Below are 18,010 nucleotides of genomic sequence, written 5' to 3'. Positions count from 1 at the left end.
AATTATGGGCGCTTTAATGATGTTAACCAGCGTTGGGGTTATTACAATCATGAACTTTTTCTAAGATCAAGATTTCTCATTTTAGCAATAAGACTTCACATAGTTCCGCTCAAAACTGAGTGGGACTTTTACTTTTTTCATCCAGATAAATCTGTGTCTATTAACTTTCTGCTGTGATTTTCGGCGTTTTTACATAGTTTTGCAATCAAAGAATTTCAAATAAGGATGTGATCGCTATTTACCTTACTCTTAGTGCCCGATTGGCGCTTTCGCTCCTGCACCGCCTTTACCCAGAAATAGCAACAGAGGTAATGAGCAAAGGAACCCTATCCCTACCACTCGAAAGCAATCTGCGTAAGACAAAACCGCAGCTTGAGTATCTACTGTTTGACTCAATAAAGCTAGTGCTTGTTGTTGAGCCGTTGTCGCATCCATGCCTTGACCTTGGAGTGCCCCGTTGAGCGCATCAAGGCGCTGACTGGTTTCTGGGTCATAAGGACTAAGTTTTGCTAATAAGATGGCTCGATGAAAAGCTTCTCGTCGATCAAGCAAAGTAGTGAGTAGAGCAATGCCTATACTACCACCCAATTGTCGGGTGAGGTTGTAAAAACCAGAGCCGGCAGAAATATCTTGCTTAGGTAGCGGGCCTAAAACTGCCAAACTCAAAGGCAGAAACATCAACACAGTAAAAGCCCCACGCCATACCAATGGCCAAAATAAATCATCTATGCCAGTTTGTGGGGTAATTGCTGCTAGTTGAAACATGACTCCAGACGATCCGACAGCGCCCATTGCAATTAAAAATCGGGCATCAATTTTACTAGCCAGTTTGCCTAATAAAACCATAACGATCGCAGACGCTAAAGCACCGGGCGCTAACAATAGTCCTGTCTGCGTTGCCGTAAAGTGCAGCACACTCTGAGCAAATATAGGTACAGCAAAGAGTGTGCCATAAAGCCCCATACCCACCACTGCTGAGAGAACGCTTCCCGCAGCTAAAGAACGGTGGCGCAAAACTCTCAAATCCACAGCAGGGTGATCTGTTTTCACTTCTCGCCAAATAAACAACCCCAAGCCGATAATACTAGTGATCGCCAACGTGGTGATGAAACCAGAGGAAAACCAGTCGTCTTTCTCTCCTTCCTCTAACAAAGTTTGCATACAGCCAATCGCAATAACTAAAAACCCAATCCCAAACCAATCGACGGCTTGGCTTTGTGTCTTGCTTTTATCTTTGTCTTTGGGCAAAAATACCACTGACATCGCCACTGCAACGATCCCGAAGGGAATATTAACAAAGAAAATCCAACGCCAGCCCAAACCATCTACCAAAAATCCTCCTAAAGTTGGGCCGATAGCTGGGCCAGCAATTACACCTACCCCAAAAACTGCCTGTGCTAAACCTTGTTCAGCAGGTGAAAAAGTCTCGAACAAAATCGCTTGGGCTTTAGCTAGTAACCCGCCACCACACAAACCTTGAAGAATTCGAGAAAAAACTAGCATCGGCAGATTAAATGCCAACCCGCATAAAACCGAGGCCAGGGTAAAGCCAATTAACGAGAAAATAAAGTAGGTTTTGCGTCCAAAGTAATCTCCCAGCCATGCAGATAAGGGAATTAAGACGACATTTGCGATCGCATATCCAGTTACCACCCAGCCGACTTCACTGACAGTTGCACCCAAACTAGCCTGTATATCTGTCAGGGCAACGTTAACAATACTAGTATCAATTACTTCTAATATCGCACCAATAGAAGCCGTAAAAGCGATCGCCCACTTCAATGGCCCGTGGACATAACCAAATTCGTCAAAACTAGAACCTTTAATGTTGGTAGCCATTATTTAGCACAAATAATATTTGGGAGATGTCAAGCAATGCCAAGGCTAAAATTAAGTATTGTATATATACGCTACGGTAGCGTATCATATGAAAACGGTCAAGAGAGTTTTTCCTGAAATGTGGCAGAAATACCTATGCTAAAGATGGATGGTCATTGCTGCTGTTTTAGTGCATGAGAATTGGGTTATGAGGCTTATTTCGTTTCCCAGAAGTTATGTTCTATGCCCAAAAGTCGAAGCAAATGGCCAAAAAGATATTGCTTGGGAATGATATTTTTATGAGTAAGCAAATCAACAGCACCTCTGGACGCCCACGCAGCATCCACGCCGACCAAGCTATTCTGCAAGCAACTTTGGATCTGCTTGCAGAGGTAGGATATGAAAGCATGAGTATAGAAGCGATCGCTTCTCGTGCTGGAGTTGGTAAAACAACCATCTATCGGCGTTATACTTCCAAAGAAGAACTAGTTGCAGACGCGATAGAAAGTCTCAGAGATGATTTAGCGATCCCCGATACTGGCAGCTTTTGGGGAGACATGGATATCCTGATTAAGAATGCCGCCAAAAAAATAGATAGTCCCCTTGGTCGTCAGACACTTGCGCTGATTGTTAGTACAGCATCTAGCAATCCTCAATTTGCCGAGGTCTATTGGACAAAATATACGAAACTCAGACGTGAAGCCTTTTCTAAAATACTTGAGCGTGCCAAGTCTAGAGGTGAAATTCACAAGGACGCAGACGTAGACTTAATTATCGACCTTGTAAGCGGTTCACTATATTATGCACTGATCTTCAAACCCACAACCGAGCCAGTAGAAGGATACATGCGCCGCACTATGAATCTTCTCCTTAAAGGGATTGGGAATGGGGCATAGAGTAGGGGGAGATGAGGGAAATGAGGGAGATGAGGGGACAAGGAGATAAACAAAACTCTTAACTCCTAACTCAGCACGGGCTAAACGCCCCGCTACCGCTAACAGCACTCAGCACTCCTAATGCCCAATTCCAACTTGTTAGCAAAATAACTTTCCATCATAGGTCATAAATGAGATGATGGAGAAATTAGAGAAAAAGGTGAACAATTGTTATTTTTCTCCTTCCGCTTCTGGTTGCAGAATGGCATCACAGTATTGAATGAGGGTTGTCAAGCGATCGCTAATCGTTTGAAGTCTCGTTTGTGCAGTAGATGCCTGCCGCGCTCCTTGGAAAAACATCACATCTATTTCCAACAGACGCAATTGCTTGCTCATCTCGGTTTGATAAGACTGCACTCGCCAGTTTTCATCAGCCAAAGGCACAATCTGTTGCCCAAAAAATTGCTGCAACGTGGCTACACGCTGCCGCAGTTCTGGTGCAACGATTTGGGTAGTTGTGGCATCGGAGCGTAATTGCTCTACCAAAGTTACGAATACCAGGTATTTCTCACGGTTTAAAGACATCCAGTGCTAGTTAAGATAGTATTAATGTCAAGTAATTTTTCTTCTACAATAAACTTTCTTAAAGACTTATCAGCACTAAAAGCCTCAAATCGTGATTTGGGGCTTTGTTTGCCATCAATGGATTTTCTTATGATCCTTGAAACTCAAACTGGATGACTACCATTGGCAATTGGAGAATCATCCTTACACTGCTTTTTCCACCCGTCTTTGGGCAACAGCATCTTTTCAGGGTGATGCTGCTAGTTTTATTTATCATTCACTTATCTACCGATCCTCTCTAAACCCAAATTGTATGAGCAGTATAGCGATAAATTCATCAGTTGATCTTGCCATTCCCGAATGGTTGAAAAAATGTTTAAAGGAGTCATCAACAAGTAGCGGCGCAGCGGAAGATGATCGAAGGCATAATGATGCCGTCTTAATTGGTCGGGCATTTGAATTTGCTTACCAACTGCATGAAGGTCAATACCGCAAATCGGGAGAACCATACATTGCTCATCCCATTGCTGTGGCTGAATTGCTGCGTGACTTGGGAGGCAGTGCTGCTATGATAGCAGCTGGATTTCTCCATGATGTCGTTGAAGATACAGAAGTTACAAGTCAAGACATAGAAGAACGCTTTGGCCCAGAAGTGCGGCAATTGGTCGAAGGTGTCACCAAGCTTTCTAAAATCAATTTCACCAGCAAAACCGAAAGCCAAGCCGAAAACTTCCGGCGGATGTTTTTGGCAATGGCGCAAGATATTCGGGTAATTGTGGTGAAATTGGCAGATCGTTTGCATAATATGCGAACTTTACAATATATGTCAGAGGCCAGCCGCCGCCGCAGTGCCCAAGAAACGCGAGATATATTCGCACCCTTAGCCAATCGCTTGGGGATTTGGCGAATTAAATGGGAACTGGAAGATTTGGCTTTTAAGTATTTGGAACCGGAAGCTTACCGCCAAATGCAAGAGCATGTTTCTGAAAAACGGACGGCGCGAGAAGAGAAATTGGCTAGAGCTACGAATATGTTGCAAGAGCGTTTGCAGCAAGCCGGAATCCACTTTCAGGAGATCAGCGGTCGCCCTAAGCACCTTTATAGCATTTACCAAAAAATGCACCGCCAGCAAAAGGAATTTCATGAAATTTACGATTTGGCAGCGCTGCGAATAATTGTTCAAACCAATGAAGAATGCTATCGGGCGTTGGCAGTTGTTCATGATGCTTTTCGCCCAATTCCTGGGAGATTTAAGGATTACATTGGACTGCCAAAACCTAACCGTTACCAGTCGTTGCACACTGGGGTGATTGGACTAACTGGCCGTCCTTTAGAGGTGCAAATTCGGACAATCGAAATGCATCATATCGCTGAGTATGGGATTGCCGCCCATTGGAAGTACAAAGAAACTGGAGGTTCTAGTATTAGCCATTTGACAGGGACGGATGACAAGTTTACTTGGCTACGGCAGCTGCTGGAATGGCAAACCGATCTCAAGGATGCACAAGAATATCTTGATAGCGTCAAGGACAATCTATTTGAAGATGATGTCTATGTCTTCACCCCTAAGGGGGATGTTGTTCCTTTAAGCCCTGGTGCTACGACTGTAGATTTTGCTTATCGCATTCATACAGAAGTGGGAAACCATTGTTCAGGGGCGCGGGTGAATGGGCGGATGGTATCTTTGTCAACGCGGCTACACAATGGCGATATTGTAGAGGTTCTCACCCAAAAGAACTGCCATCCGAGTTTAGATTGGTTGAACTTTGTCAGAACTTCGGCGGCGAAATATCGCATAAAACAATGGTACAAGCGATCGCGCCGGGAAGAAAATGTCGCCCGTGGACGAGAGTTGTTAGAAAAGGAACTCGGTAAAACTGGTTTTGATAGTCTGCTGAAGTCGGATGCGATGCAGATTGTCGCCGAAAAGTGTAACTACCACAGCGTGGACGATTTACTTGCCGGTTTGGGTTACGGAGAAATTACGTTGAACCTAGTATTAAATCGCTGGCGAGAAGTAGCAAAGGGACAACAACCAGTTTCCATTGTCTCGCCATTTATTCCCAAAGAATTAAGTACATCAAAAGCTTTACGAGATGCACCTCCAACTACCTCACGCTCCAGTGATTCGCCAATTTTTGGGGTGGAAGGTTTGGTATATTATTTAGCTGGGTGTTGTACCCCGATTCCTGGCGAACCAATTATTGGTGTGGTGACGCGAGGTAGGGGGATTTCAATTCATCGCCAAGGCTGCAATAATCTGGAACCTGTGGAGTATGAGCGCTTAGTACCAGTTAGATGGAACCCAGCCGCCGAAAATAGTGGTCGTCCGCACACGTATCCAGTAGAGGTTCAAATTGAAGCCCTTGACCGCGTAGGGGTGCTAAAGGATATTTTGTCACGGTTAAGCGACCAAGGGATTAACGTCCGTCATGCCCAGGTGAAAACCTCTGTTGGTCAACCTGCATTGATCGACTTAGGAATAGATATACGCGATCGCTTTCAACTAGAGCAAGTCTTCGTCCAAATTAAGAAAATGAGCGACATTTTGAATATCCGCCGCGTCGGTCAAATTGACGAGTAGGTATCTTAATTGGTAAGGTGCGTTCACGCAGTGTAACGCACCAATTTTAGTTGCGATTTCACTTTAAAGTTTCGTTGAAATAGTCAGTCCTAGTCATACCTGGGCGATTGCTTCTAATGGCAAAATTACTGTAAATGTAGACCCTTTTCCTAGCTGTGAATCTACTTTAATTTCACCATCCATTAACTGAACCAATCGAGAGACTATTGCTAAACCTAATCCTGTACCATCAGAACTTTGCACTTTTGGAGAAGTTACTTCCCGAAAATAAGGATTGAAGATTTGTGCTTGGGCATCTGGAGAAATACCAATACCACTATCAGTAACGGAGATAGCCCACTGCTGTTGAGATAACGTCCAGCACTGCAAATGAATTGAACCAGATTCTGTGTAGCGAATTGCGTTACTCAGCAGATTTGTCAGAATTTGTTGAAGCCGAAGAGGATCTGTGATAACTTGACTTGGGGCGCGTTCGCATTCAACAATCAAGGATAATTCTTTAGCACGCGCTAGTGGGTCTATGATCTCTAAAACAAAGTTGATTAAACTAGGCACATCGGTTAAAGTTGGCTGCAATTTCATCTGTCCGGCATCACAGCGCGAAATTTCCAAAGTATCGTTAATTAAGCGGACAAGAAGTCTACCACTCTTGAGAACTCGCTCAATACTTTCAAGATTTGCATAGGTGTCTTTGAGTTCTGGTTGTTGACGCTGCTGACGCAGAAATAAGTCTGCGTAACCGATGATTGAAGTCAGGGGCGTTTTCAGTTCATGAGCCAAATGAGAGAGATTATCTTTATTAGCGCTAACCAAACGAGTTAGCTCTTGGTTAGTCAACCGCAACTGACTTTGGAGTTGTTTAAGCTCTTGTAATCGTCCTTGAGTATAACTGTTAAAGCAACGGGCGATCGCTTCATCAATTACTGTATCAATCAGGCGAACAGCCCTTAGCACCTCTTGTGCAGATCCCTGTAATAAATCTTCTTCTAAAAAGGAAAAAATCACAAACCGGAGTAAACGATACTCTCGCGCAATTTCCTCTGGTTCAAATCCCTGTTGGGCGCGAAGTGTACCGTGTTCTAAACTTGCATCTACTACTGTTTGCAAATCGCTCGTTTCAGATTCAGAAAGTACTGTTGCCAATGCTTTCAAAACGCGAGGTAAGCTATCCTTTACAGCTTTGAAAGTAAGTTCATTAGTAGCTTCAATTTGTTCATCCTGGTAAACCGCTTCAACCCATTGATCGAGAATGGCATCGCTTTTCGCAATTAGAGTCTGACTAAAATCCATTTTTTGCCCAACCAAAGACAGTCAGCGCGAAGCCCCTTGCGCTAAAGCTAGCTTAGTGCATTTAATGTCAAGTTTGCAAGTGACAGAAGATGGAGGTTAGTGAAAAGACGGCTGATTGCTGAACTAATCAGTTTAGCTCAGTCAGTTTATTGCAATTTAAATGCAAATGAGCTTATTTCATCATAGAGGTAAGAGCGATCGCTTAACCGAGTAGATTGTGGTTACAGAGTAAGATAACTCAATATCCTCAAGTTTCTTATTATTTTATTTATCTAACTTTATTAAAAGACGCAACAAACACAATGTTTCTACTTTTTATATAATTCTAATTTGCAAATATTTGCATCAGTATCATTACAAGAGTATAGATGTACTACCGTATATAAAATCCGTGCTATCAGCAATCTGTAATTTTTTTTACTGAGGTTACATTGAGCATGACCTAAAAAATATAAAAATTTCATAAAGTATGTCCAAGCTTCTAGTTAGCCAATATCACACAGAAGTAGAAAGAATTATCCAGTATGGCGGTTCACGTAAAGAAAAATCGATTCGGGTTGCATTTCAAAACTTAGTCAACGAATATTGCAAACCCAGAGAATTTAGACTTATTCCAGAACTAGATTATAAAACACCTAGCGGCAAAGTTGTTTATCCAGATGGCACTGTTAAAGATGCTTTGCGTTTGGATTGGGGATACTGGGAAAGTAAAGATGAATATGACAATTTAGACCAAGAAATTTCCAAAAGCTAATAAGAGGTTATCCAGATAGTAACATTCTGTTTGAAGACTCGCAAACAGCGGTTTTAATTCAGCGTGGACAGGAAACTATGCGCGTCCCGATGAAAGATCCTGACGCGCTACATGAGATAATTACATATTTTATAAATTATATTCGCCCAGAAGTTAAGGATTTTCGTGAGGCGATTGAAACTTTTAAGGAAGACTTACCCAGTGTTTTAAATGCTTTACGTGACTTGATTGAGAGTCAAATTAAAACAAACACAGCTTTTAAAACAGCAAGGGATAAATTTTGGGGTATCTGCAAAGAATCAATTAATCCTGAAGTTACTTTACTGGATGTTAGAGAAATGATGATTCAGCATATTTTGACTGAAAATATCTTTATCAGCATCTTTAATGAATCTCAGTTTCATCGAGAAAATAATATTGCTCGTGAATTAAAAGGGGTGATAGATACCTTTTTTACAGGTAGCACTAAAAAGAATACTCTTGGTACGATTGAACGTTACTATGGAGTCATTAGAAGAACTGCGGCAAATATCTACAATCATCATCAAAAGCAGAAGTTTTTAAAAGCGCTTTATGAAAACTTCTACAAAGCATACAATCCCAAAGCAGCTGATAGACTGGGAATCATATATACGCCAAATGAAATTGTGCGCTTTATGATTGAAAGTGTAGATTATTTAACCCATAAACATTTTGGTAAGCTGCTTGCAGATAAAGATGTAGAAATTTTAGATCCAGCTACAGGAACAGGCACTTTTATTACCGAATTAATTGATTATTTGCCTAAGAATAGTCTGAAATATAAATATAAGCATGAGATTCATTGTAATGAAGTGGTAATTTTGCCTTATTACATCGCTAACTTAAATATTGAATACACCTATAAACAAAAAATGGGTGTATATGAGGAGTTTGAAAATATTTGTTTTGTCGATACCCTAGATCATACATCGTTTGCAGGCAAGCAAATGAATTTGTTTGCAATGAGTGTAGAAAATACTGAAAGGATTAAAAGGCAGAATGAAAGTAAGATATCGGTGATTATTGGCAATCCTCCTTACAATGCAAATCAGGCTAATGAAAACTATAATAATAAAAATCGCTCTTATTCAGAGATAGATAAATTGATTAAAGAAAGTTATGTCAAATATAGCAATGCTCGAAAAACCAAACACTACGATATGTATTCCCGTTTCTTACGTTGGGCAACAAATAGGTTGAATGAAAATGGAATTTTAGCTTTTATTACTAACTCTTCTTTTATCCATTCAGGAGAAGCTGACAGTTTTAGAAAGGTAGTAGCTGATGAATTTAGTGAGATTTATATTATTGATTTAGGTGGAGATGTTAGGTCTAATCCAAAAATTTCAGGCACAAAGCATAATGTTTTTGGTATTCAAGCAGGTGTAGCTATAAGTTTTATGGTGAAGAAAGAGCTTAATGATAGTAATCGTTGTAAAATCTTTTACACCCGAAGATCAGAATTTGAAACTAGTGATGAAAAATTAAATTTCATAGCAACTAACAAATTTAATACAATTTCTTTTGAACATATTACACCTGATAATAACAATAAGTGGATGAACCTTAATTATAGTGATTTTTATAGCTTAATACCATTGACTGATAAGGAAACAAAAGCTACTAATCTTGAGCAAGAGGAAAAAGCAGTATTTAAAATATTTTCTTTTGGAGTTTCTACCAATAGAGATGAGTGGGTTTATGATTTCGACCCAAATTGTTTAATTGCTAAAATAGAATTGTTTTCTAATATTTACAATAAGTAAAGACAGGATATTATTAAAAATAGTTGGTCTTCGCTACAAGCCAATATTTTTTTAGATTATTCCATTAAATGGAGTAAGTATTTAAAATATAGTGTTAATAATAGAAAAATAGTAACTTTTAAAGAAGAAAATATAGTCTCATAAAACTATCGTCCGTACTTCAAAACTTATTACTATGCAGACTTTATTTTAAGTGATGGATTAACCTCTATTCATACTCAATTATTTGGTGAAAACTGTAGTAAAAAAAACTTGACTATCTGCTTAACAGTTCATCAACAAGTTCCTTTTGTTGTTCAAGCTACAGATTGTCTGTTTGATGCTGGTTTAGGTTCAAGAGGTACTCAAGGATTATCACTCTACCGCTATGACAAAGAAGGGAACCGCATCGACAACATTACCGACTGGGGATTATCACAATTCCAAACTCACTACAACGACTTAACAATTACCAAATTAGATATTTTTCTCTACACATACGCAGTCTTGCACAATCCCGCATATCGCACTAAATACGAACTCAAACTGAAAGAAGAATTTCCCCGATTACCTTTCTATGATGACTTTCACCAATGGGTTAATTGGGGTAAACAGTTGATGGATTTGCACATCAATTATGAAACTGTCAAACCCTATCCTTTAAAACGAATTGATTTACTTTTGGCTAAAGATAATAACAGGAGACCAAAGGCAAAACTCAAAGCCGATGCAGCCAATGGAACGATTATTTTAGATGATGTCACAACTTTAGAAGGTGTCCCCAAAATTGCTTGGGAATATCGCCTTGGCAACCGTTGTGCTTTAGAATGGATTTTAGATCAATACAAAGAAAAGAAACCTAAAGACCCTACTATTGCTGAAAAATTCAATACATATCGCTTTGCAGATTACAAAGAACAAGTGATTGATTTACTACAAAGAGTCTGCACCGTCAGCGTAGAGACAATGCAGATTATTCAACAGATTGAGTTGTAATCGATTCGTTATTTTTCGGGAACAGACTAATCAATGTGCGTAAAGCCTGATTGACAGCTTCTCCATTAGGAAAATATTCCTGTACATCGGGATCAAGCATTACTGTCCCATCTTCAAGGGTAAAGTGCTGTACAACAGTTGTCTCATCTGCTTGATGAATGGTAACAGTATATCCACGCCGATAAGCTTGGTAATGCTTTCCACGAACACCATCAGTGAAATCGTACTCTGGAAGCATATCGTTATCCGTGATATCAGGCTGCTCAGAATTAACTTTGTTCATAAACTTTCCGTTCTGCTTTTGTGGCTTGGCGGCAACTGATAATGCGAATATTGAATTGACGTTATGTATAAACTACAACAAGTAACTCTCCTCGTAAAGAAAGACGGCGGTATTTGGTGGCTGTTTGTGAAAATTTTCGGTTTTGGATGCCTAGATTTGAGATTCGCCTGTCTCCAATAGGCATTTATAGCATTAACAACTTGATAGTAACAAAACAGCAATAAATAATATTATTTATCTTGATAAGAACTAATATATAAACGCATTAGGTATGTAAAGGAGGTTTTGCTAACTCACACAAGGATTTTGGCTGAAACTTGCGGTAATTAAGCTGACTTTGTGTTTTTATACAATATTTCCACATCAGAAGTACCCATGAGGGTACTATCAATCCTCTAAAGACCTATCCGAAAATACAGAGTAGAAAATTTTCTTCAGAAAAGAAACCAGAAACACACGATTTGGATTCGTTTTTCTGCTCCTTTCTCCAGTGGAGTTCAAGCCACTGTTTGCCATCACTTAGTTTCAAAAGGAGAATATCTTGGATGGCTCGAAATAAAAAGAAATCAGCCGGGTTTAAGTATGAGCATCCACTTGTCTCTAGATGCCCTATTTGTTGTATTATCCCGCCTCACATGTTGGAAAATGTCGTGGTGAATGGCAATCCTCAGCAGCGGAGTTGGGCTTTTCATACATTAAATGTTTCAGCACAACTTCGTGGACGCAGAGATGTTATAGGTAATATCTCCTTTGCACCTTCTCCAGGTGAGAAGCGCCGCACCATCTACGATGCCAAATATGGCCAGCAACTCCCTGGCACATTGGTGCGTGCTGAAGGAGATCCACCAAGCAGTGATGCATCAGTAAATGAAGCCTACGATGCAGCTGGTGCTACTTATGACTTATTTCATGAAATATTCGATCGCAATTCTATTGACGACAAAGGACTACGTTTAGACTCCACCGTGCATTATGGCGTTAAATATGACAACGCCTTTTGGAACGGTGACCAAATGGTTTATGGTGATGGCGATGGAGAAATGTTTCAGCGCTTCACGAAATCAATTGATGTGATTGGGCATGAGTTAGCTCATGGGATAACTCAGTATGAAGCGGGTTTGCAGTATTATGGCGAACCAGGGGCACTAAATGAATCGTTTTCTGATGTCTTTGGTTCTTTGGTAAAACAAAAGTCCAAAAATCAGACTGCACAAGAGGCAGACTGGCTGATTGGTGAAGGTCTTTTAGTACCGACTGTCAAAGGTGTTGCCCTCCGGTCAATGAAAGTACCGGGAACAGCTTATGATGATTCGGTATTGGGTAAAGATCCCCAACCTGCCCACATGAAAGATAAATATACTGGTGTTGAAGATAATGCTGGAGTGCATATAAACTCAGGAATCCCTAACCATGCCTTTTATCTAGCGGCTGTTGAGATTGATGGGTATGCGTGGGAAAAAGCTGGCAAAATATGGTATGTGGCTTTACGCGATCGCTTGCGTCCCAAAGCAGATTTTAAAAAAGCTGCCAACGTCACCATTCAAGTTGCTGGCGAACTCTACGGTAATGACAGTAATGAGCAAAAAGCTGTGCAGAACGCTTGGCAAAAGGTAGGAGTTATCTAGAGTTAGGAGTTTTTTTAGCTTCTAACTCCTAACTTTTTTAGACGTGTTGTTTGTTGTTGCTAAACTAGGAGGTGAAAACTATCATCTCCTAGTTTCTGTATTTATCCCAACTAAATAGCACAACAGAGAGCAAAAAAATGCGGATATCGTTTGAACGCACGGGCGGCTTTGCTGGGATTACCAAGAAAACAAGCGTTGATACAGACGATCTCCCACCAAACGAAGCCAGCACACTTTCCCGACTAGTAGAAGCTGCTGATTTATTTAGGCTACCTGAACAAATAACTTCGCCAAATCCCCAGAGCGATCGCTTTCAGTATAAGTTAACAATAGAAGATAACGGTAAGCACCATACGGTGACTGTCAGTGAGTCAGCATTACCAGGAACCTTAAGACCCCTGATTGAATGGTTACAAACCATAGCACAAAAATATTAAGTATGGGTTAGCTCATCAGTTAGAGTGGGATAAAGCTTTATAGGCTGAGATTGCTGATAGTACGTTAGCTAAAAGCATAGCGCACCCTATATTTATATTTATTAAATAATATTGGTAAATGAACGCAAAAACTTACAAAAAGTTAATAGCAAAGCAACTGAATACAGATTTTAAATCTGCCGTTGAAATTGTCGAAGTCCCTCTTTCTAAACCTGCTGCTAATGAACTTTTAATTCAAAACAAATTTGCTGGCGTTAACGGTGGCTTTGATACTTTACTTTGTCGTGGTGATGTTCCCTATGTTAACTTGATTCCTCCCTTTGATTTGGGTGTGGAAGCAGTGGGAAAAGTTGTTGCTGTGGGTAAGAATGTTAAAGATTTTCAAATAGATGATGCTGTAATAACTACGGCGCGTGGTGGCGGTTATCGAGAATATCAGCTTATCGATGCAAACTTAGCAGTGAAGCTGCAAGAAGCAACGCCAGAGTTGCTAACACTAATGCCTACAGGTGTATCAGCTTTAATGGCATTGGAACAAGTGGGAGAGATGAAAAGTAATCAAGTGGTTTTAGTGACAGCAGCAGCAGGGGGAACTGGTCATATTGCGGTGCAATTGGCAAAGCTAGCTGGTAATCATGTCATTGGTACTTGCAGTTCTGAGGCAAAGGCAAAGTTACTGAGAGAATTAGGGTGCGATCGCATTATCAACTATCGCACAGAAAACCTCAATCAAGTCCTCAAGCAAGAATACCCCAATGGGATTAATTTAATTTTTGAGTGTGTAGGTAAAGAGGTTTTTGATACCTGCGTTGAAAACTTGGCAGTGCGGGGACGCTTAGTAGTGGTTGGTTTCATCTCCGAATACGCAAAAAATTTAGAACAAATTACACAACCACGCCTTTATCACCAGCTATTTTGGAAAGCTGCTTCTGTGAGAGGCTTTCTCATGCCTCATTATAAAGAATATATGGCAGAGGCACGCGATCGCATCTTTTACCTCTTCTATACAGACAAACTCAAAGTTGCTGTTGACCCGACACAGTTTCAAGGCATACAATCAATACCCGACGCTGTAGAATATCTTCTCAGTGGTCAGAATTGTGGCAAAGTAGTTGTGAAATTTTAATTAGCATGGTATCAGCTTATACTCAATGGGTGGTGAGAATGACACAAAATTCAGAAAATACTTTAAAAGTTGCTCAACAGGCATTTGAGCATCTTACACATGGGATGGCAACAGGAGAGTGGGAAGCATTGTTAGATATGCTCACAGAAGATTTCACCCTTTGGTTTCCAATGGCAAAATTCCACGGTTTAAACGTGGGAAAAGAGCGAGCTAGAGAATTTTTCGAGTACGTTTCTGAATCCTTTAGTCCTGGGTTGAAGCTGACTGGTCTAGACCGTGTTACCAGTAATGAAACGACTGCTGTCTTTGAGTTTCGGGACGAGGGTCTTTTATTCGGACAGCCTTACAGAAATCGGGTAGCGGTTTCATTTGATGTGCGTGAAGACAAAATTTGTGGCTATAGAGAATACTTTGGCAGCGATGGTAAATCGTATTAAATAATTCGTAATTATGAATTACTTAATTGATTTTTATTAGTTACTCTCAGGGTTGAGTTCGTTGATTTCTCTGCACTTAGTCTCTGCGGCTTGATATGCTGCCAGATAGTCTTGACCACCCAACATTACATCACCGTAATATTCATAAGGTGGATCGCCATAAATTGGCAATGGATCGTCTTCTGGATAATCTTCTTTTGATTCTTCAATGATGGCTTTCAGTTTTTTAACAGTCAGACTATGTGCTGCAAAATACCACATTTCTTGGGGATTTTTGTTCAGGTAAGGTAATGTGGGATCAATAATGCGGATATCGGAGGCGTCGTCTAGCTCAATCCAACTGTGTTCAATAGGTCTATATGGTTTCCCAGCAAAAGCTAAAAATCCCTGAATATACCTTGCTCCCTCAGTAAATAATGCTGCTTTATAAGCATTATCAAACGGAGTGCTAGCTCTGCTGTTTATCTGTTCAGCAATTTTGATTGACAGCGTTTCATCCAATAGTTTGTTCATCAATAGCAAGGATTAGAGCAGCCATGAAAACATATTACCACTGCTACTTACCATTTTGCTTGGGCACTTGTACTGAGCGTAATCGAAGTATTGGGCATGGGGCATGGGGCATGGGGCATTGGTTATTCACTAATGACAAATGACAAATAACTAATGACAATCTCACTTTTATTCTCTTCCCAAAAACAAATAAATATGTGGAAAAGTTAAGAGCGCACAGCTAGCTGCACGCCCTTACTACGTTTACCTATAAAATCACGGCGTTGTGGAGGGATCAAGTTTTAGCCGAGCCGTTTTGGGGCGACAGGGGCTTCCCCAACAAACCTGCCCAGAAGGCATATTAGTAAAAACACTACTCCGAGCGCCAATCACAGCATTAGCCCCGATTTGCACTCCTGGCCCTACAAAACAATCTGCCGCTACCCATGCACCATTTTCAATAGTAATACTCGCTGTTTTCAACCCAAAGGCAGGATCTTGGAGATCGTGAGTACCAGTACACAGGTAACTTTTTTGGGAAATTACGCAATGTTCACCAATGTGAATTTGATCGAGGCTATATAAAACTACGTTATCTCCAATCCAACTGTAGTTGCCAATAGTGACTTTCCAGGGGTAAGTGAAGCGGGCTGTGGGTCGAATTAGTACACCTTTGCCGATATGAGCGCCAAATAATCGTAGCAAAGCACAACGCAGAATATTTAACGGTTGAGGAGTTAGAGGAAAGGCGATCGCTTGTACAAACCACCATAATAAAACATACCAACTTGGACGCCCCCGGTCAAACCAAGATTGGTCATATTTGCGTAAATCTACAAAAGGTTGGTCATTAGTCATTATCAGGAATCAATGGTCAATAGCTTTGCTTCTGCTTCTCTGCTCCCCTGCTCCCCTGCTCCATCCTTCAGGATAGTTGCAGTATTTAAGTGACCACCACAGTTGCGTAATTCGTAAAGTTTAACGCCAATTTGATATTCATATTGACTCAGCAAACGTGCATAGATATATCCTGCTCTGCCATCTAAAAAACCGCGTTGAATTATATAAAACAAAATAAATCGTAAAATCGGTTTAAATGGTAGGTGTACCCACACTTTTTTCAAAAATCGTTTGCGTTGCACGGCATCACCAAATAGATTAGCGCCGATAGTACCGCTATCATCTTTACCTGTAAGAATATTCAAATAAACCCTGGCTTCCCAGTTTGAATAACGGTTATGGCGTTCTAACCAGTGATAAAGGTCACGGAAGTCTTCGTGGAGCATATCATTTTTGAGATACCCAACTTTTCCTTGCAAAATCACATGTTCGTGAACTTCGTTATCACCAGTATTAGGAATATCTTCTGTATTTAGATTTTCGTAGCGACCTTTTTTATGTTGAAATAAACGTAGATTCCAATCAGGATATTTACCACCATAACGAATCCATTTTCCTAAGAAAAATACGCGGCGGTTGAGATAATAACCTGTATATTCATCATTTTTAATTGCTTGGTCAATTTCTTCCCAAAGTTCAGGGGTGATGCGCTCATCACAATCTACAATTAGCACCCATTGATTACGAAAAGGTAGATTATCTAAAGACCAATTTTTCTTTTTGGGCCAGCGTCCATTGAAGTTGAATTGTACGACATTTACACCGTGACTTTTAGCAATTTCAATGCTGTTGTCGGTACTTTGAGAATCTACTACAAATATTTCATCTGCTCTGCTGAGGCTAGCAAGGCAAGCAGGCAAGTTAGCTTGTTCGTTTTTTGCCGGAATTAGTACTGAAACTGGTATTTTAGATGACATATTGAGTAGAAATTATGTTACTGGTTATTTCTTATTTGATGTAGATAAAAGACCTTGAATAGCAGCATTTAAGTAACCAATCTGACCGTAAGCATACACCAGTTTGTCAAACCGTTCTGCTGGATCGGAGAAATATTGTAATGCCTTATACAAGCCTCGGACAAACCTTTCGCTACCTCGCTGCAATTGAGCGATCCCAGCTTTACCAGCGAGTTGTTCTCGATAGCATTCACTGATACCCTGCCACCAGCCTCGGTTTAAAAACCAGGAGCGTTGGAGGCGCTCTGGGGCTACATTGTGAGCGACGAGTGCTTTGGGAAGATAAGCGACTTGCCAACCACGCTGTAGGGCGAATTCGGTCATTTGCAGTTCTTCATTAGATAATAAATTTTTACCCACTCGACCGAGATGAGGATCGAAACCGCCAATTTCTTCTAGGAAACTGCGGCAGATGGAGTAATTTAAGCCTCTGGGTGTTGAGCCAGGTTGCTCAATGTAGATGTTACTGTCACCTAAGTCGTATGCACCCAGATTCGCAGCTAGCCCCGGAGATAGCCACTGTGGTTGTTGAATTCCTGAGGGCCACAGGAGAGTGACTTTGCCACCTGCGATCGCTAGCTTAGAATTATTGTAATAGGCAGAATATAAAACTTGTAGCCAGCCCTTACTGGCAACGGCATCATCATCTAGATAAGCAAGAATATCACCACTGGCTACCTTTGCACCTGTGTTACGGGCGACAGATAAACCAATGGTGGGTTCAAAAACATACTTCAGGCGCGGATTGTGGGTTCTTTGTTCTACAACTTCACAAGTGCGATCGCTAGATCCATTATCAACTATCACAATTTCAAAGTCAGCAGCAAAATCCTGTGCTAAAAGACTATCAATTGCAGCCCCTAAATAGGTATCTCGATTGTGAGTACAGATAATGGCAGAGATTTGGATGTCTGGCATAGATTGAATTTTGGATTTGAGATTTGGGACTTTCCTGCGGAACGCTACGCATAGCTTGCTTCCCCGGAGGGGTACGGCTACGCTCAGTCGAACGATTTTAGATTAAAATCTAAATCCAACGCATAACTGCTGAGAGTTAATCTAAACCAAAAGTTACCGACCTACCAACCGAGTTTCTTCGGAAATAAT

At 40.8% G+C, this 18,010-nt stretch carries 14 protein-coding genes and 1 pseudogene; 7 read left to right on the top strand and 8 right to left on the bottom strand.

The genetic code is table 11. The features are described 5' to 3' along the window. Window positions 1-249: 249 nt before the first annotated feature. A complete protein-coding gene (locus V7K60_RS09215) occupies window positions 250-1,839 on the bottom strand; it encodes a DHA2 family efflux MFS transporter permease subunit (RefSeq protein WP_334924826.1) in 1,590 nt (529 codons plus the stop codon). Between the two features lie 278 nt (window positions 1,840-2,117). Here V7K60_RS09215 and V7K60_RS09210 point away from each other — a divergent pair, with 278 nt between their 5' ends. Further along, window positions 2,118-2,714, top strand: coding sequence for a TetR/AcrR family transcriptional regulator (locus V7K60_RS09210; protein ID WP_334924824.1), 597 nt, complete (start codon window positions 2,118-2,120; stop codon window positions 2,712-2,714). Window positions 2,715-2,924: 210 nt separating this feature from the next. Here V7K60_RS09210 and patD read toward each other — a convergent pair whose 3' ends face one another. Beyond that, entirely contained in the window at window positions 2,925-3,278 is a 354-nt protein-coding gene (gene patD, locus V7K60_RS09205) for a heterocyst frequency control protein PatD (protein WP_334924822.1), read from the bottom strand. A 292-nt stretch (window positions 3,279-3,570) separates the two neighbouring features. On the opposite strand from patD, the gene V7K60_RS09200 reads away from it, so the two are divergent. Continuing rightward, on the top strand, window positions 3,571-5,841 hold the full coding sequence (locus tag V7K60_RS09200; protein WP_334925516.1) for a RelA/SpoT family protein: 2,271 nt from the start codon (window positions 3,571-3,573) through the stop codon (window positions 5,839-5,841). Between the two features lie 93 nt (window positions 5,842-5,934). Here the strand turns inward: V7K60_RS09200 and V7K60_RS09195 are convergent, their stop codons facing one another. Then, window positions 5,935-7,131, bottom strand: a complete 1,197-nt coding sequence (locus V7K60_RS09195; RefSeq protein ID WP_334924820.1) for a HAMP domain-containing sensor histidine kinase — start codon at window positions 7,129-7,131, stop codon at window positions 5,935-5,937. 469 nt (window positions 7,132-7,600) lie between these two features. On the opposite strand from V7K60_RS09195, the pseudogene V7K60_RS35185 reads away from it, so the two are divergent. After that, window positions 7,601-10,647 (top strand): annotated as a pseudogene (locus tag V7K60_RS35185) (type ISP restriction/modification enzyme). Here the strand turns inward: V7K60_RS35185 and V7K60_RS09175 are convergent. After that, window positions 10,625-10,930 (bottom strand): hypothetical protein, encoded by a 306-nt coding sequence (locus tag V7K60_RS09175; protein WP_334924814.1) that lies wholly within the window; start codon window positions 10,928-10,930, stop codon window positions 10,625-10,627. The pseudogene V7K60_RS35185 and the gene V7K60_RS09175 sit on opposite strands and share 23 nt — an antisense overlap. A gap of 545 nt (window positions 10,931-11,475) precedes the next feature. Here V7K60_RS09175 and V7K60_RS09170 point away from each other — a divergent pair. The 4 genes from V7K60_RS09170 to V7K60_RS09155 all read left to right on the top strand — a co-directional run bounded on the left by V7K60_RS09170 (window position 11,476) and on the right by V7K60_RS09155 (window position 14,555). Then, complete coding sequence (locus V7K60_RS09170) at window positions 11,476-12,555, top strand: M4 family metallopeptidase (RefSeq protein ID WP_334924813.1); 1,080 nt, start codon at window positions 11,476-11,478, stop codon at window positions 12,553-12,555. Between the two features lie 137 nt (window positions 12,556-12,692). Further along, window positions 12,693-12,992, top strand: coding sequence for a protealysin inhibitor emfourin (locus tag V7K60_RS09165; protein WP_334924811.1), 300 nt, complete (start codon window positions 12,693-12,695; stop codon window positions 12,990-12,992). A gap of 118 nt (window positions 12,993-13,110) precedes the next feature. Then, window positions 13,111-14,118 (top strand): zinc-binding dehydrogenase, encoded by a 1,008-nt coding sequence (locus V7K60_RS09160; RefSeq protein WP_334924810.1) that lies wholly within the window; start codon window positions 13,111-13,113, stop codon window positions 14,116-14,118. 38 nt (window positions 14,119-14,156) lie between these two features. Then, window positions 14,157-14,555 (top strand): nuclear transport factor 2 family protein, encoded by a 399-nt coding sequence (locus V7K60_RS09155; RefSeq protein WP_292785027.1) that lies wholly within the window; start codon window positions 14,157-14,159, stop codon window positions 14,553-14,555. A 36-nt stretch (window positions 14,556-14,591) separates the two neighbouring features. Here the strand turns inward: V7K60_RS09155 and V7K60_RS09150 are convergent, their stop codons facing one another. From V7K60_RS09150 to V7K60_RS09135, 4 genes are all read right to left on the bottom strand, one after another. Further along, a complete protein-coding gene (locus tag V7K60_RS09150; RefSeq protein ID WP_334924808.1) occupies window positions 14,592-15,068 on the bottom strand; it encodes a hypothetical protein in 477 nt (158 codons plus the stop codon). Window positions 15,069-15,323: 255 nt separating this feature from the next. After that, a complete protein-coding gene (hpsU, locus tag V7K60_RS09145) occupies window positions 15,324-15,905 on the bottom strand; it encodes a hormogonium polysaccharide biosynthesis acetyltransferase HpsU (protein WP_334924806.1) in 582 nt (193 codons plus the stop codon). Between the two features lie 2 nt (window positions 15,906-15,907). Continuing rightward, window positions 15,908-16,864, bottom strand: a complete 957-nt coding sequence (locus V7K60_RS09140; protein WP_334924804.1) for a glycosyltransferase family 2 protein — start codon at window positions 16,862-16,864, stop codon at window positions 15,908-15,910. A 24-nt stretch (window positions 16,865-16,888) separates the two neighbouring features. Beyond that, entirely contained in the window at window positions 16,889-17,821 is a 933-nt protein-coding gene (locus V7K60_RS09135; RefSeq protein ID WP_334924802.1) for a glycosyltransferase, read from the bottom strand. Window positions 17,822-18,010 lie beyond the last annotated feature (189 nt).

It is taken from the genome of Nostoc sp. (assembly GCF_036917555.1).
Classification (GTDB): Bacteria; Cyanobacteriota; Cyanobacteriia; order Cyanobacteriales; family Nostocaceae; genus Nostoc.
This window is presented reverse-complemented; position numbering and strand designations above follow the sequence as displayed.

Excerpts from the sequence above, each read along its gene's own strand:
- V7K60_RS09150 (WP_334924808.1), bottom strand. The coding sequence starts at position 15,068 with ATGAACAAACTATTGGATGAAACGCTGTCAATCAAAATTGCTGAACAG.
- hpsU (WP_334924806.1), bottom strand. The coding sequence starts at position 15,905 with ATGACTAATGACCAACCTTTTGTAGATTTACGCAAATATGACCAATCT.
- V7K60_RS09155 (WP_292785027.1), top strand. The coding sequence starts at position 14,157 with ATGACACAAAATTCAGAAAATACTTTAAAAGTTGCTCAACAGGCATTT.
- V7K60_RS09160 (WP_334924810.1), top strand. The coding sequence starts at position 13,111 with ATGAACGCAAAAACTTACAAAAAGTTAATAGCAAAGCAACTGAATACA.
- V7K60_RS09195 (WP_334924820.1), bottom strand. The coding sequence starts at position 7,131 with ATGGATTTTAGTCAGACTCTAATTGCGAAAAGCGATGCCATTCTCGAT.
- V7K60_RS09140 (WP_334924804.1), bottom strand. The coding sequence starts at position 16,864 with ATGTCATCTAAAATACCAGTTTCAGTACTAATTCCGGCAAAAAACGAA.
- patD (WP_334924822.1), bottom strand. The coding sequence starts at position 3,278 with ATGTCTTTAAACCGTGAGAAATACCTGGTATTCGTAACTTTGGTAGAG.
- V7K60_RS09165 (WP_334924811.1), top strand. The coding sequence starts at position 12,693 with ATGCGGATATCGTTTGAACGCACGGGCGGCTTTGCTGGGATTACCAAG.
- V7K60_RS09175 (WP_334924814.1), bottom strand. The coding sequence starts at position 10,930 with ATGAACAAAGTTAATTCTGAGCAGCCTGATATCACGGATAACGATATG.
- V7K60_RS09215 (WP_334924826.1), bottom strand. The coding sequence starts at position 1,839 with ATGGCTACCAACATTAAAGGTTCTAGTTTTGACGAATTTGGTTATGTC.
- V7K60_RS09135 (WP_334924802.1), bottom strand. The coding sequence starts at position 17,821 with ATGCCAGACATCCAAATCTCTGCCATTATCTGTACTCACAATCGAGAT.
- V7K60_RS09200 (WP_334925516.1), top strand. The coding sequence starts at position 3,571 with ATGAGCAGTATAGCGATAAATTCATCAGTTGATCTTGCCATTCCCGAA.
- V7K60_RS09210 (WP_334924824.1), top strand. The coding sequence starts at position 2,118 with ATGAGTAAGCAAATCAACAGCACCTCTGGACGCCCACGCAGCATCCAC.
- V7K60_RS09170 (WP_334924813.1), top strand. The coding sequence starts at position 11,476 with ATGGCTCGAAATAAAAAGAAATCAGCCGGGTTTAAGTATGAGCATCCA.